Annotated in this window: 10 protein-coding genes; 2 read left to right on the forward strand and 8 right to left on the reverse strand. The window is 42.4% G+C overall.

Annotated elements, in window-relative coordinates; genetic code table 11:
- Window positions 1–11: 11 nt before the first annotated feature.
- From BSCG_RS14480 to BSCG_RS14445, 8 genes are all read right to left on the reverse strand, one after another.
- The gene (locus tag BSCG_RS14480; protein WP_004322301.1) at window positions 12–914 is read right to left on the reverse strand and encodes a glycerophosphodiester phosphodiesterase family protein; all 903 of its coding nucleotides are present in this window, start codon (window positions 912–914) and stop codon (window positions 12–14) included.
- A 27-nt stretch (window positions 915–941) separates the two neighbouring features.
- Window positions 942–3,170 (reverse strand): fimbrillin family protein, encoded by a 2,229-nt coding sequence (locus BSCG_RS14475; protein WP_008775991.1) that lies wholly within the window; start codon window positions 3,168–3,170, stop codon window positions 942–944.
- Window positions 3,171–3,187: 17 nt separating this feature from the next.
- A complete protein-coding gene (locus BSCG_RS14470) occupies window positions 3,188–4,087 on the reverse strand; it encodes a fimbrillin family protein (protein ID WP_008775992.1) in 900 nt (299 codons plus the stop codon).
- Window positions 4,088–4,109: 22 nt separating this feature from the next.
- Window positions 4,110–5,570, reverse strand: a complete 1,461-nt coding sequence (locus tag BSCG_RS14465) for a right-handed parallel beta-helix repeat-containing protein (protein WP_004322305.1) — start codon at window positions 5,568–5,570, stop codon at window positions 4,110–4,112.
- Window positions 5,571–5,622: 52 nt separating this feature from the next.
- Window positions 5,623–7,398: a RagB/SusD family nutrient uptake outer membrane protein gene (locus BSCG_RS14460; protein WP_032849516.1), complete on the reverse strand. Its 1,776-nt coding sequence runs from the start codon at window positions 7,396–7,398 to the stop codon at window positions 5,623–5,625.
- Window positions 7,399–7,410: 12 nt separating this feature from the next.
- Window positions 7,411–10,407, reverse strand: a complete 2,997-nt coding sequence (locus BSCG_RS14455) for a SusC/RagA family TonB-linked outer membrane protein (protein WP_008775994.1) — start codon at window positions 10,405–10,407, stop codon at window positions 7,411–7,413.
- Between the two features lie 30 nt (window positions 10,408–10,437).
- Window positions 10,438–11,613 carry a glycerophosphodiester phosphodiesterase family protein gene (locus tag BSCG_RS14450; RefSeq protein WP_032849517.1) on the reverse strand — a complete coding sequence of 392 codons (1,176 nt, stop codon included), beginning with the start codon at window positions 11,611–11,613 and terminating at the stop codon, window positions 10,438–10,440.
- Window positions 11,614–11,814: 201 nt separating this feature from the next.
- Complete coding sequence (locus BSCG_RS14445; RefSeq protein ID WP_008775997.1) at window positions 11,815–12,912, reverse strand: family 43 glycosylhydrolase; 1,098 nt, start codon at window positions 12,910–12,912, stop codon at window positions 11,815–11,817.
- A 282-nt stretch (window positions 12,913–13,194) separates the two neighbouring features.
- On the opposite strand from BSCG_RS14445, the gene BSCG_RS14440 reads away from it, so the two are divergent.
- Together BSCG_RS14440 and BSCG_RS14435 are read left to right on the forward strand one after the other, a co-directional pair.
- Window positions 13,195–14,187, forward strand: a complete 993-nt coding sequence (locus BSCG_RS14440; RefSeq protein ID WP_004322309.1) for a glycoside hydrolase family 43 protein — start codon at window positions 13,195–13,197, stop codon at window positions 14,185–14,187.
- A 40-nt stretch (window positions 14,188–14,227) separates the two neighbouring features.
- On the forward strand, window positions 14,228–16,339 hold the full coding sequence (locus BSCG_RS14435) for a beta-galactosidase (RefSeq protein WP_032849518.1): 2,112 nt from the start codon (window positions 14,228–14,230) through the stop codon (window positions 16,337–16,339).
- Window positions 16,340–16,344 lie beyond the last annotated feature (5 nt).

Below are 16,344 nucleotides of genomic sequence, written 5' to 3' on the forward strand. Positions count from 1 at the left end.
TCTTCAGACGATTAATCATGCAATCCCTTTTTTCTCAAATAATCCAGCATGAATCCCGGGCGATCAGTCTGGAGAATCCGTGCCCCTAGCTCTTCAATCAGATATCCATAGTTTCCATCCGGATCTTTTAAAGCCTGATCGTCTTCATGCCCTCCCGCAAGAGAAGCCCACAACGTATTGTACCAGATCCGACTCTTTCCCAAAATAATCGATTTCACTTTTCGAGGCAAAGGACTGGAAGAATCCGAATAAACCAATTCGAAGGCAGCAGGATGCAGCTGTGTCATATAGTCCCTGACCTTCTTTTCGCCATCCTTTCCGTCAAGTCCTATCACCGGTATGTAAATCACTTTATCCAGATAATCTCCAAACTCACTTTTGACAGTTTCCACCGGCTGGCCTCCTTTCATTATCACCAAACTGGCAGTTCCGGTTTTCTCGAGCACAGCGTATACCTCGTCAAACACAGAATACGCCTTATCCAAGTTAAACATAATCTGACCTTTGCCTGCCAACAATGCCTCTTCCAATGTTGGAACAATATGTTCTGTCAGATTTCCATCCTTATCTTTCAGTTTCAACTTCTTGATTTCTGCCAATGTATAATCCTTAATCAATCCTTTACCATTGGTTGTCCGGTCTACACGGTCATCGTGCATCAATATTAATTGTCCGTCTTTAGTCTTGTGAATATCAATCTCCACAATATCCACTCCCATTTGTATGGCACTATCAATTGCCGCTACGGAATTTTCCGGTGCACTCCGCCAGTTCCCCCGATGTGCCACGACTAACACCTGATCGGACTTCGGATCTAAAAATGCCTTACGGATCGTTTCTCCCCGTTGTGCAAACAATATAAGAGGTTGCAAACAACAGAATATCCCTAACCATATCAGTTTGTAGTTTTTCATTGTCATTCGTTTAAATAAATTGTATCATTATTCTTGATAAGCTCCCGGCCACATCGCATTTTTATCACGCGGATTCCCCAACTGGTCAGTGGAAAAAGCATCCATCTCTTCCAACCATTTTCCAAACTCCTCACCTAAATTCTGGAAAGGACAACTATCCGGTTTAAAGCCGGTTGTGATCGCATTCTTAACAGCGTCGGAAGCAGTCCGGGTAAACTCATTCACATTCCCGTCCCAAGTATAGACAGAACGATTGGCATCCCATACGACATTTAAAGAGCTAATCGTACTGTTATACTTATCAAACTCTGATGTTGTAAACTTGTTGGTTGATGCAGGCATGATCGTACCGCCCATCAGATTATACCCTTTGGATGTCAAATGGCGAGTATCATCACCGGACATTTCAACAACCGGATTAGCTGCATTTTTATTCAGGATGATATTATTCATCAAGAATGATTGCCGGGCCGGCCAGGATTCACAACGAATAACAGCCCCGCTATTTTGAGCACCATCCTCGATAATGGTAGAGTTTACAATCAACATACTCCCCGCGCCGTTAATGGTTCCATCTCTACCACTATTATTGGTAACAGTTGTATTATTCATACATAAATGACCGTTTGACATTTGAATAGCATAACCGAACTGTCCGCCTTCATTGCCTGTAATGGAGCAATTATTCATAAAAAGAATACTCCCACTGTCATTGACGCGAATTGCGCCTCCACGCGAAGATGCCTTGTTGTTTCTCAACTGCACATGATTTAGTTTGGCTGTCCCCTTATACATGAATATACCGGAACCACCAGCCTCACCTGAACCATTTACTCCCGCATTATAGCACTTTTCAATGATACAATGATTCAACTGTAATGTTGCATTGCCACTGCTACCATTCGCAATCAGGAATCCACCGCTATAGCCATTTATTTTCTCATTGGGATGATAACCGCAAGAGAACGTACAACCTTCAAATGTAATATCTATCTGGTTTCCTAATGTAAACAAGGAATAATCACCCGCATCCGCAATGCCGTTATTATTTGCATCTCCTGTGAAAGTAGTCAGATACCGGACAGGATCACGCTTGCTTAAATCCTTACGGGTACTTTGAGGATCATATCCACCCACAACCTTTATTTCGACTTGTTTGCTATATCCGCTATACTCTATTTTCAGACCGGCTTCCTGATCTGCTATCAAATAGGTACCGCCTGCCACATAGATATTCTTACCATCCAATTTCTTAGCATTCGCAGTCGTGATCGCACTGTTAGTGTTAGTTCTCAATAGATTGCGTAACCCGTCTACTCCCATTGCATTATCCCAATCCATACCGGTAGCATTCCCTGTAGCATGCTCTTTCACATAATAAGCGTCCAATTGCAATTCCGTTGCATCTCCCCCATTGATTGTACCAGTCTCCCATGGAGTGACAATCGGTTCACTCAATATAATGACCGAACCTTCTACTTTCAAAGTAAATTCATAACAAAATCCGGCCTTTATTGCAGGAATGCCCGGCAATACCAGATCTTCCCCCTTGTAATTTAAAGAAACGAAAGTACTATTAGGATTTGCAGCTCCCGGAGCTACGATCGCCGTATATTTACATCCGCTTTGTCCGGCTTTCCCTCCTTCAGGAATAGTGACATACGGTGTAACAAGTGCAGTTCCCGATGAAACATTTCCGTCCGTATATCCCTGATAGGAACCGATTTTAACTCCTAGAGCTTTACTTTGTGAGTCTATATCGTCCAATGTCATGATAACTTTCGCCATTCTCCGGTTCATATTCAGATGAAGGACACTTGATCCCTCATTTATAGCATCTTCTACTGTGCAAGTCATGTAGTCTGCGCTCGCCAGATTTTCCAAACTCTGCTGATTAATAGGAAGAGAGAAGTTGGCTACGCTTGTTCCTTCAGTCACCGGATAAAAGGCAGAATAAGTAACAGGTTCATTTCCCCACCTAAGATAATAGTTATCCGTAGGAGCCCATTGCCCTCCAGACAACATATAAGTCACACTACCATCTTCGCAACTCAACAGAATCTGGTCTCCATTATTAAATTGCATTTGCTGTTCATTTGTTCCTGTAGGATTACTACGGGTATATGCAGCATCAATAACAGCATTGATCTTGATTGCACCGGAGTCTTCATTGAACACGGCTATCTCTTTATCCGTATCACAAGCTGCCATACCCGTTAATATACATGCAGCCAATATATGTTTAGTAATTTTCATAACTCATCTCCTCCTTTTTATTTCTGATAGATAATCTGACCGGTTGCCCGATATTTCATTTGCATGGTAGCCAACCGTGCCGTTTCATTTACATTCAATGCCAGCGTATGCTCTACTCCCTTTTGCAACTCAATGGGCTCTTCGGCAGTCCATATATACAATTTTCCGTCATAACTGAAATTGACAGAAAAGCCTTCTATTATTGTTTGCGGGAGAAGAATACATTCATACCCATCCGTACCCTTATAAGGGGCGATAGTTGTAGCTACAGCATCTTCCCGTGGAATGACTACCGGTTCCGGCACTGACAAATCACAAATACCACCCACTATTGTACCATTTACAGCCATATCGCCCAATTTACTGATCGCCGCATCTTCCATACCATTATTTACCGTCACTTTTATAATCAGCTTGCTCATGGCATGATCCAAAGTAACTTTCAATCTACCATCTGCGGTGAGATCCTGTTTCGGATCAACCATTGATTTAGTCAACAGGAAATCAGAAGCAATCACATTTTCTTCAGTAGTTTGGTTGCTTTGTATGTTGATAGCTAACGGAGTGTCCAAACTAGCTTCCGAAATGTAAGGAGCATACGCCACTACTGTTACCGGAGTTCTTGCATTATCCCAAAGCATTTGTTGCCCGTCCGCCGTATTCCAGTCATTATTAGATTTTACCATTTGCGAATTATAATCATAAGCAATGTTTTCACTGTTATGAATGATCAGTCCGAAACTCTCCAGATTACTTGCATCATATCCGGCACGCGACACAGGAGCCTTCACTTCTGTTACAACACGGATTATATGATCTTCGGGAAAGTTGCCGGTCGGCTGCGTCCCGTCTTCAATGTTTGAACAGCCTGTCAGACTAATGACCAAAGCGGTCATTATATAAAATTTGTTTTTCATATCACAATTACTTTTTAAAGATTCAGTTGGACAATACAGCATCATAAGCTCCCATTTGCATCTTATCAGGATTGCGTGTCACGCCACGCTGATCCAATCCGAAAGCATCTTCACCCATCCATTCCACGAATACCTCACCTAAATTAACCATAGGAGAAGCAGCAGGATTGAAACTTTTCACAGCATTGATTACAGCTTGTTTGGTAGCATAACCACCCACCTGTCCGATCTGGTCAATATTCCACTTATAAACACCCTCTTCCGTCAGGTTGCCATTCACAAGGGTAGGATAAGCAGTATCAGAAACGCCCATTGTGAAATTATTAACTCGCTGATACAAGTTATATCCCATGGAGTAAGCTTCTTTATTCGCTCCGTTCAAAATGAAGCTTGGAGCGGTAGAATTCTCGGAAATCAACAGGTTATTAATAAACTTAGTATCACCATCAATAGAGGTTTCACATCGAAAGGCGCCATACTCCTGATCAATATCATGCCCTACAATCGTACTATTAGCGAGCATGAAACTACCTCCCCCGTTTAAAGCAGCACCTTTTCCCGGATTTCCGACAATGGTTGTGTTATTCATACAAATATGTCCCGATGATATCTGAATACCGACCCCAAAAAGTTCTCTTACTGAATTGCCAGTTATCAGGCAATTATTCATAAACACAACAGCCTTATTGCTGTTACACCGTATTGCTCCGCCACGGCTATCCGCCGCATTATCCAGGAACTTCACATTGTTCAGTTTCGAGCTCCCGGAAGCAATAAGAATAGCTGTACCTCCCGCTACTCCTCCTTGCCCGTTGACAGCTTCCGTTTTACAATCCCTGATAATACAATCCGTTAATTCGACAGAGGTGCTATTGACGTTACCATTGATATAAATTCCGCTACCACACTCGTTAGACTTGGCATCATTATTAGAAAGGTACCCATATTGAAAAGTAACTCCTTCAATCCCAATAATCCCTCCTTTCACCAACAATAGTCCGCAATCACCGGAATCAGCCTGATTATTACCGTTTACATCTCCGCTGATCACTGTCTTATACGTATCAATACGACGATTAGTCAGATCTGTCCCTTCGCTCAACAAACTATATCCTCCTTTGATCGCTTTAATGTCTTTGCGGATAATCACCCCGAGTCCTCCGGTCTCGGACATCACATATTTTCCCTGGCTCATGTAAATAGTACTCTTGGACAGATCGATAGATCCACTCAATAATTTGCGAAAACCAGCTACATCCATTGCCTGATCCCATGAAGTACCATCCATGTCCCCTTCACCGAATTGAGTTACAAAATAACTTTCCAGTCCTTTTTGCAAGACAACTTCTTCATCCAGATCATCATCATAATCAGTAATCATCGGAGGATCAACCATCTCATAATCTTCCTGACACGCCTGGCTCACTAAAATAGTGAAGGCCAAAAGCCCAATCTTTGATATTGTGAGCAACTTATTTTTCATTTTTCTTCATTTTAAACTTGTACACTAAATTGAAATAATTACAGTTCACCGCTTAACGGGCAATATCCGGATAACCGGGATTCTGTTTCAGATATTCATTCTGCTCCAATTGGGTCTGTGAAAACGGGAACAATTCATAATGAGTATCTGCATCCCGTTTCTTGTCCCACCATGCATCCTGAAATCTTCCGAAGCGGATCAAATCCGTACGACGACGGCTCTCCGCAAGAAATTCCCGCCCCCATTCATCAAGCATTTCTTTTAGATCAAGTACCACGTTACCTTCCGGCTGATAAGCGATATCTGCAGTAAAGTTCTCATAGTTGCGTTTACGCACGCTGTTCAACAGCTTGCCGGCCTCGCCTGCCTGTCCGAGACGAAGAAGGCATTCCGCCTGCGAATAAATAATCTCCGCCAAACGGATTTCCGTATAATCCGACTCTATAAAATATCCTCCATCAAACGGATAGAAAGGATACTTCACACAGTAAAGCCCCGAGTTGAAATCTCCGTTTCCCAGTTTAGACTCCTGATAATTCGGGTTGGCAATATAACCGGATTCTGCGTTACCTTCAAAACGTCCCACTTGATCAAGTAGGTAAAGGACATATTGATTATCCGGATTCTTGGCATATCCCCCACTAATACTGGAATTAGCTATTTTCCCTTCCATGAAGAACATACCTTCCCGTGTATTATTACTCGTATTTACATATTGTTTATAACGTTTATCGCCTGCATATTTGACGAATTTCTGCGTAACCATGCCCAATTCATAATCAAACAATGCACGTGGTTGCTGGTTATTATAACTTGGCGAAAGTGCATATTTGGGATTTCGGCTGCCATTTCCTTCAATTTTCAGGTATTTCTCACAACCATAAGGAAGGGCCCGTCCGTAAACAGTTCTCTTGTCATTTTGCAGATGCCAGCTAGTCAATCCATAAGAACCGGGAAAACCGAGAATTACTTCATTACACATTTCATTATTCCAGTCAAAAGGTTCGTACCAATTATTAGCGATTGCATAATAGCCGAATTCTCCTCCGGTGATACGCTCACACATATCGATACATTCCTGCCATTTGGGCTGTCCAATCCACTTTTCCGCATTCAAATAAAGACGTACCAGCAATGCAGCAGCTCCCGCCTTGGTAAATTGTCCTTGTTGACCGCCATTACCAGATTGTCCGATTTTGGAAGGTAAAGCTACCAGACAGACATCTCTCAACTCACTTTCGATAAAATCAAACATAACCTGTGGAGATACCTGCTTCCGGTTTTCCGGCTGTTCATTGACCGCTTGGTCAGAAGTCGTAGTTAAGATACAATTACGGTAACTATTAAGCAGGCGAAGATAACAATAAGCTCTCATACAACGTAGTTGCGCTTTAAAACTATCAAACTCACTGTCACTTAAATTAAATTTAGAAGGATTCAATTGAGACAAATCATCCAACACCAGATTGCATTGACCGATACCGCCATACATGCCTTCCCACTCGTTTGTCCAGTCTTCCTGATTAATGTCATCGTATTGATGATAATGATATTTTTCCCATTTACCGCCATCATACCACCAAGTTCCCCGAGTAGGCGTTATCAACTGATCCCCTGTCAGTTCTTCGTGTTCATGACGTCTGACAATGGATTCATAGATATGCTCAAACGGACGAAAAACGGCGTTGATAACATCCTGTTTGGTATTATAATAGTTTTGAGACATGACCTGATCATACACCGTTTCCGACAGATCTGTACAGGATGGCAAACTAATGACTGTACCTGCCATTATCCCTAATCCAATGATATATTTTGTTATTTTCATAATCGTCTTTTATTAGAAACTTACTTGTAATCCTAAAATAAACTGAAAAGCAGACGGATAATAGTTATATCCTCCTCCGAAAGTACCCGGTGTCAGTCCGTTCACTTCGTAGGTAGAAGGATCTACACCGGTAAACTTCGTAAACGTATAAAGATTGTTGGCCGTACCGAACAAACGTATCTTTTCAATATATTTCTTATTCAGGTTCATGGTATATCCTAAAGTGACGTTGTCTATCTTCAGATAATCACCCGGTTCAATGAAGTAGTCGGTAATCACATTCTTACCTGTCGTGATATGTGCATTCTTCGAATAAGCGGTCGTCAACTGGTTGGTAGTCATGCTCTGCAATCCGAAATAGAAATCATGCACGTTGAATATGTCAAACCCGGCAGCACCACGGAGGGCAACAGACAAATCAAAGTTCTTATAAGTGAAGTTATGCGTCATAGAGCCGGTGAATTTCGGCAAACCGTTTCCGGTCACAGACTTATCCTCTTCCGTACCTTGGGCTACAGGAATCACATTCCCCTTTTTATCATAAATCAGCCAGTCACCTTTTTTATCCACTCCTGCATAACGATATGTAAAGTAGTTACCAATACGTTCCCCTTCTTCAATCCGCTGCAAATATCCCGGATTATTCGGATTCGCCATGCTACAGGTGGAGTAATATTTTTGTCCTTTATATATATCGTTGGAAAAACTGACAAACTTATTGTTATTAGTAGCCCCCACTAATGTGAAACTATAAGTGAAATCCTTTGTCCGGACAGCATTTACTGTAACATCAAGTTCGAAACCGGTATTACGCAATGTACCTACATTGGTATAGATGGTGGAGAACAAGTTAGGTGGTACCGGTACAGAATAATCTCCGAGCAAATCACTTTGTTTACGATGGAAATAGTTAAATGAACCGTTCACTTTGTGTGAGAAGAGTGAGAAGTCCAAACCCACATTCTGATTATGTCCTTTCTCCCAGCGCAATTCCGAGTTCGTATTTTTGCTCGGTCCCCATACATGAAAACGGTTACCATTGTATTGATACCAACCGAAAGCCCGGTAAGTAGCCAGAGAATTATAATTTCCTATTTCCTGATTACCTGTCACCCCATAATCATAACGTACTTTCAAGTCATCAATCCATGAAAGTCCTTTCATAAACTTCTCATCCGAGATACGCCAACCGACAGATACAGCCGGGAAATTACCCCATTTATGATTCTCGCCAAAGCGGGAAGACCCTTCGTGGCGTAAAGAGAAAGTAAACAGGTAGCGCTCTTTCCAATCATAATTAACACGTCCGAAGAAGCTGATTAACTTATGGTCATTCTTATAGGAGCCCATCATTGTTTTTCCATCTTTTGCCGCTTCCAGCCCGGAACCCAGATTATTATACGTCAATCCATCCGAAGAGAAATTCCAGTTTTCAGCAGACATTCCGGAATTTACACCATAATTATAGCTATACCCCACCATTGCACGGATCTGATGATTCTTGATACGTGTAGAGAAATTTGTTACCCATTCCAGATTGTTAGTCGTACTTTTGTCGAAGTCACGGCTGGCTTTTCCGGTGACACCATCATTTACGTTAGAACCATAAGTAGACGGTGTAAACCATCCGTTAAATTTATCAACTTGATATTGAGAAATAGTGACCTGCGACTTCAATACCATGTCCGGATTCTTCGGATTAAACAGAGGCAGCAGATTAACGGCAGCCGTAGCATTCCATTCCAGCAACTTAATTTCCGTACCATTCTCTTCTTCATTCAATTGCTCTACGATATTAGAACCTTCCGTTCCACTGGGAAAACGATAGTACCCATTAGCCGATTCCGAATCATAAATAGGCATTGTCGGATTGTTTTTAATAGCATTGCTATATACATTGGCTGATTTGTTCCGGTCGATAACACGAGGAGTTATATTAGCAGAGAACGTGAATAGCCCGTCTTTGGTTGTATGGTTAATATTGGCACGTGCTCCATATTCACGACGGTCGGAACGCAAATCAATACCACGGGCATTACGATAGTCGGCGGTCACCCGATAGTTGGTTCTCGCATTACCGCCGGAAAATGTCAATGTATGCATGTGAGTCACCCCCAATTGAGTAACGGCATCAAACCAGTCTGAATCAGCTCCCATATCGGAAAGCGGATTAGACACTGTGCGATAAGCACGGTATTCTTCCGCATTCATTATGTCGAGTTCTTTTTTAGCTTTATTAAAAGTAACGGAAGTACTATAGGTTGTATGAACCTGTCCATCTTTGGTCCCTTTCTTTAGATTAATCAGGATAACCCCGTTACTACCCCGCGTACCATAGATCGCAGAAGCAGCACCGTCTTTCAATACATCAATCGATTCAATATCGGCAGGGTTAATATTCGTCATATCACCTCCCGGCACTCCGTCTACCACAATTAACGGTCCTAAACCTGCATTACGGGAAGAGACACCACGAATCTGAATACTTCCTTGATTGTTCGGATCGGCCAGAGCTGTGTTAGAAACCGAAACGCTGGAAACTTTCCCCTGCAAAAGCATGGAGGCATCGAGGCTGGATATCTGATTCAGATCTTTCGCACCTATATGCGAAATAGCCGAAGTCATTTCTTTCCGTTTCATCGTACCGTAACCCACCACTACCACTTCATTCAAAGCGGTCGATTCTTCTTTCAATATGATCTTCAATAACTGGCGGTTTTTAACAGCCACTTCTTGTGTTTCATAACCGATATAAGACACTTTCAGGTGTCCATTCTTAGGTACGTTCACCAGAAATTTACCGTCTATATCTGTAATAGTACCCTGTTTCGATTCTACGACTACTACGGAAGCGCCAATAACTGGTTCGCCCTTTTCGTCCGTCACCGTACCTGATACCTTACTTTCCTGCTGAACTTCCAAAGAAGCTCCCTTTACCTGTATACCGGAAAACAGTATCAGCAATATACCTAACAGACAGGTACACGTTTTGAAATGAATATTCTTCATAAATAAATGATTTTATGTTAGATGATAAAGTTAACGCAATCCTCTTGCTTGTAAAGCGGAGATTAATACTTCCGGTGCATCTGTCTGTATCATACGTACTTCAGGATAAATCTGAAGAAGCTCATCCAGATAAGTCGCATTTATATCATATTCAGGTATTAATCCGGATAATACATGAAGCATATTGACTGTAGGAATCATCCCCTCACTGATAGCAGTCCCTATGGGAGTACTTTGTCCGTCGGGAGCATAAGAATATTGCACGAAGTAATTACCCGGAAGTCCTACCAGAGGTTTATAAGCGCTTTGTGCCCATGTGTACACGTGTGCCTTTTTAGAAATAGACAACACTTCTTCTGCTTTCTGGCTACTGTTACAATAGAAAAAGACTTGTTCCATCATATCCAGTTCCTTGACAACATTCATCACCTCTTGGGTAGAGGCTGTACGTGGAGAATAATCCAGATTGAAATATATTTTTCCACGCCCTGCTTTCAGAAACTCTTCCAATGTGGGCATCTTCTCATCGGTCACCCTTCCATTCCGGTCCAACAGATTATATTGCTGAATTTCAGCATAAGTCATTTTCGTAATATCCCCTGTGCCGTTAGTCGTAGCATTGATTGTCTGGTCATGGCACACCATAACTACTCCATCGCTTGTGAGATGAGTGTCACATTCAATCACATCCGCTCCTGCATTGATGGCAGCTTCTACAGCAGATATCGAATTTTCGGGAATAGTCTTGTCTGTTGTATGAGAGCGATGCGTCATAGCCCATACCATTTTGTTATCTGCATCCCTGAATTGCTTCATGGCTTCTGTCAGTGCCAATAAGTCGTAAATACGGATCCTTTTCTGTACTGCATGCTCACCCGCTGTCACTAACATCGTGTAGTCACCACTTTGTGTATAAGCATGAGTGATAGGCGTAGCTGCTTTCCCTTCCTTGACTGTTCCGTCACCAAAGTCGACAGTAACGTCAGTATTACTGTCGATATTGTTAAACACCACTTCCACTACCTCTTTCAGCATAGCACGGGTGCTCGTTTGCAGATAAGGATTCTTTTTTACGGGATCATCATCTGAACATGCCATAAAACTAATTCCGCATAAAACAATTAAACTGTATGCATATTTTATAGCCAGTAGTTTTAAGATTCTTCTCTTTATAAGAAGAATGGACAATAGATTTTCATTTCTCATTGCGCGTTTTACATTAGTTGATTTATTTAATAGATTACGTTGCAAACATAAGTAATACGCACTAAAAAAAAGGAAAAAAAACATTCAATAAAAGATGAGAATTTTTCTTTTTGTGAAAAAGAAGACCGTTTGAATAAGAAAAGAAAGAAATGGGCTCTTTTTGAATAAAACGGGCGTATTGCAAAAATACACCCCCTATTTTCACTTGCGTTCAGGAGTGCCTGACGGTTTGCGAAGCGGGACTCCTTCTTTCTGCGGAACTCCTAAAACAGGGATTCCTTCCTTATCCCACTCTATTTTCTGCATACGTGGCGTCCGGCTATCCAAAACAAGCATATCATACAAACTCTTGCGGGCGTGATAAAGCATATACCATTCCTTGCCGTCAGGTGAAGGAATAAAACAGATACTACCGGGCCCATATACATGATTCTCCGGTGCTTGTTTAAACAGAGGTTCCGGTGCCTTTTTCCAGGAAGCCGGATTAAGCAAATCACTGTCAGCATCGGCAGTCAGCAGTCCTACACAGTAGTAAGGAGTCCAATTACCACTTGCCGAATAATAAATCAACAACTTATCTTTCTTTAAAGAATAGAAGAATTGCGGCGCTTCATTGACGCGAATCGGATAAGCGGTTTTATTACCATCTATACTGATCCACTGGCATTCCCATTCATATTCTGGTTCGGAAATCAAAATACGGTCAGAAGCCAGAGTCCATGGATTTTCCATTTCGGCAATATAAATACATTGATTTTCCTGATAAACTCTACGTTTCTGCCATCCACACCAGATTAAATAACGCTTTCCTCCATGTTCAAAAGTACTGGCATGAATTGCCCAATTATTATCTTCATCAGTTGATATTCTTCCCTTCATGACAAATTCCCCTTTCATCGGGTCAGCCGACTCATTCTCAAGCACATAAATCTGACGATTATCAATATTTCCATCATCCGCACAACAATAAATATACCATTTATTATTAATGTAATGTATTTCAGGTCCCCAAAGATGAAATGCGTTTGACGAATTTTGAGGTACCCACACATCTTTCTGGGATGCTTCCGCCAACCGGGTTATATCATCTGTTGCCCATAAAGTGATGCGGTCGCTCATACTTTGGGTATAATAATATATTCCGTTATGGAATACCGCCCATGGGTCTCCTCCTCTTGACAAAAGCGGATTCGTATAAACAGGTACGGAATCGAGGTCTACCCGCTCATGTGTTTTTTTATTCTGACCGGATGAGCAACCCACTAAAAGAATAAGGAGAAAATACAATAAAATTCGCATAGTAATACTTATAATATATATAAATAATAGCCTGTTAAATGACCAATTAAGAAATTCAAGACAGATACAACGAAAATGGGACGGCAATATATAACAAAAGTGTTGAACCTGCAAACAAAGAAAGTGAAAAAACAAATCAAAACAGCCCTTTACAAGCAGCAATATATGAAATAATTATTTTTCCGGCAATTTGGTTGATTCTCGCTATTTATTGGCAAATAATCAACCTTTATTTCATTGATTTTTCATCATTTTTGTGGCATAACTTTAATATTTATAGACATGAATTCCAAAATAGTATTCTTTTTCATGATTATGTGTTGCTGTTCAGTAACCTTATTTGCTCAAACAAATACGGGCAAAAAACAGACAAGTACTAATCCGGTTTTTGACGGTTGGTATGCAGATCCCGAAGGAGTCGTTTTCGGTGATAAATACTGGATTTATCCGACTTATTCAGCTCCTTTCGAACAACAATTGTACATGGATGCCTTTTCTTCCCCAGATTTGGTACACTGGAGAAAACACCCGAAAGTCCTTTCTGTCGAAAATATCAGCTGGTTAAGGAATGCTTTATGGGCACCTGCCGTGATAGAAGCAAATGGGAAATATTATTTCTATTTTGGAGCAAACAACATATATCATGAGAGTGAAGTGGGAGGTATAGGTGTGGCTGTAGCCGATCGTCCGGAAGGTCCTTTCAAGGATGCGCTCGGAAAGCCGCTGATTGGCAAGATCGTGAACGGAGCGCAACCTATTGACCAGTTTGTTTTCAAGGACGATGACGGTCAGTATTATATGTATTACGGCGGTTGGGGACATTGCAATATGGTGAAGATGGGATCTGATCTAATCAGTATCGTACCTTTTGAAGACGGAACAACTTATAAAGAAGTGACTCCGGAAAATTATATAGAAGGACCTTTTATGCTTAAACACAATGGCAAATATTATTTCATGTGGTCAGAAGGCGACTGGACAGGCCCCGATTATTGTGTAGCGTATGCCATTGCGGATTCGCCTTTTGGTCCGTTCAAAAGAGTCGGAAAGATTCTGGAGCAGGACACTAAAATAGCTAATGGTGCCGGACATCATTCCATTATCAAAGGTCCGGGAAAGGATGAATGGTATATTGTCTATCATCGCCGCCCTTTGGGTGAAACCGATGGGAACTACCGCATTACTTGCATTGACCGAATGTATTTTAATAAAAACGGTACTATCAAACCTGTAAAAATGACCTCCGGCGGAATAAAAGCCAGACCATTGCGCTAACCAGTTATTTATTATAGCGATGAAACTTAAAATAATATCCATGAAAAAGTCCTTATTAGTCTTAGCTTTATTGTTTTCATTGGTATCCTTTGCTCAATCTCCGGTCGATAAATCTTTTCCTCCGGAAGAGTTGTTTGCTCTAGGATCTTACTATTACCCCGAGCAATGGGATTCCTCCCAATGGGAACGTGATTTGAAGAAAATGTCGGAGATGGGAATCAAGTTCACCCATTTTGCGGAGTTCGCCTGGGCCATGATGGAGCCGGAAGAAGGAAAGTATGATTTTGAGTGGCTGGATCGTGCCGTCTCTTTAGCAGAGAAATATGGTCTGAAGGTAATTATGTGTACTCCTACTCCCACACCTCCCGTCTGGCTGTCAAAAAAGTACCCCGACATACTGATTCAGCGGGATAATGGAGTTTCTATTCAACACGGACGGCGTCAGCATGCTTCCTGGAGTAGCGACCGTTACCGTCGTTATGTAGAAAACATCGTTTCCCGTCTGGCAATGCACTATGGCAACCATCCCGCTGTTATCGGCTGGCAGATTGACAACGAGCCGGGACATTACGGAGTAGTGGATTACAGTGAAAATGCACAAGCCAAATTCCGTGTCTGGTTACAGAAGAAATACGCTACTATTGATAAACTAAATGATACTTGGGGAGCCTCTTTCTGGAGTGAAACTTATCAGAACTTCGACCAAGTGCGTCTTCCCAGTCAGCAGGAAGTACCCGATAAGCCCAATCCTCATGCCATGCTCGACCTGAACCGTTTCATGGCGGACGAATTGGCGGGCTTTGTTAATATGCAGGCAGATATACTCCGGCAGCATATCAGCAGAGACCAATGGATCACTACCAACCTGATTCCTGTTTTCAATCCGGTTGATCCGGTACGGATCGATCATACGGACTTCCTGACCTACACCCGCTATCTGGTGACTGGACATAATCAGGGAATAGGTAGCCAAGGTTTCCGGATGGGGATTCCCGAAGATCTCGGATTTTCAAATGACCAGTTTCGTAACCGTGTCGGCAAAACATTCGGAGTGATGGAACTACAGCCCGGTCAAGTAAACTGGGGAGTGTATAACCCTCAACCCTTACCCGGCGCTGTGCGTATGTGGGTGTATCACGTTTTTGCAGGTGGTGGGAAGTTTGTGTGCAATTACCGTTTCCGTCAACCTCTGAAAGGCAGTGAGCAATACCATTACGGCATGATAATGACCGATGGGGTGACTCTTTCTCCGGGCGGTGAAGAATATGTACGTATTACGCAGGAGATGAAAAAGCTTCGTGCCGCCTACGATAAGAAAAGCCGTATGCCCAAACAGCTGGCTTCCCGACGCATTGGACTGCTTTTCGATATGAACAACTATTGGGAAATGGAGTTCCAGCGTCAGACAGACCAGTGGCGGACGATGCCGCACATACATAAGTATTACAACCTGTTGAAATCCTTTGCCGCTCCCGTCGATGTGATCTCGGAGAAGGAGGATTTTTCGGGTTATCCCTTCCTAATTGCGCCGGCTTATCAGTTGCTTGATAACAATTTGGTAGAACGTTGGACTGAATACGTGAAGAATGGAGGACATCTGATTCTGACCTGCCGTACCGGGCAGAAAGACCGTAATGCCAAACTGTGGGAGGCTCCTTTAGCTGCTCCCATCCACCAACTGGCCGGAATAAACAGCCTGTACTATGACCATCTACCTCACAATCTGTATGGAAAGGTAGATTTCGGGGGCATGAAATACGCCTGGAACAATTGGGCGGACGTACTAACTCCGTCTGTCGGAACAGATGTTTGGGCTGTGTATGCGGACCAGTTTTATAAGGGAGCTGCTTCTGTGATACACCGTAGACTGGGTAGAGGAACGGCCACCTATATCGGAACGGATACCGATGACGGCAAATTGGAGAAAGAAGTAGTACGTCGTGTATATACAGAAGCCGGCGTACCGACTGAAGATTTACCGTACGGAGTGGTGAAGGAATGGCGTGACGGTTTTTACATCGCCTTGAATTATACGTCGGACATTCAGGAAATAGTCATTCCCGATGAGGCAGAAGTACTGATTGGCAGTGCACGCCTTGAACCTGCGGGAGTAGTGGTGTGGAAAGAAAAATCGGACAACAAGTATAAATAACCCAA

The organism is Bacteroides sp. 2_2_4 (genome assembly GCF_000157055.1).
Lineage (GTDB): Bacteria > Bacteroidota > Bacteroidia > Bacteroidales > Bacteroidaceae > Bacteroides > Bacteroides ovatus.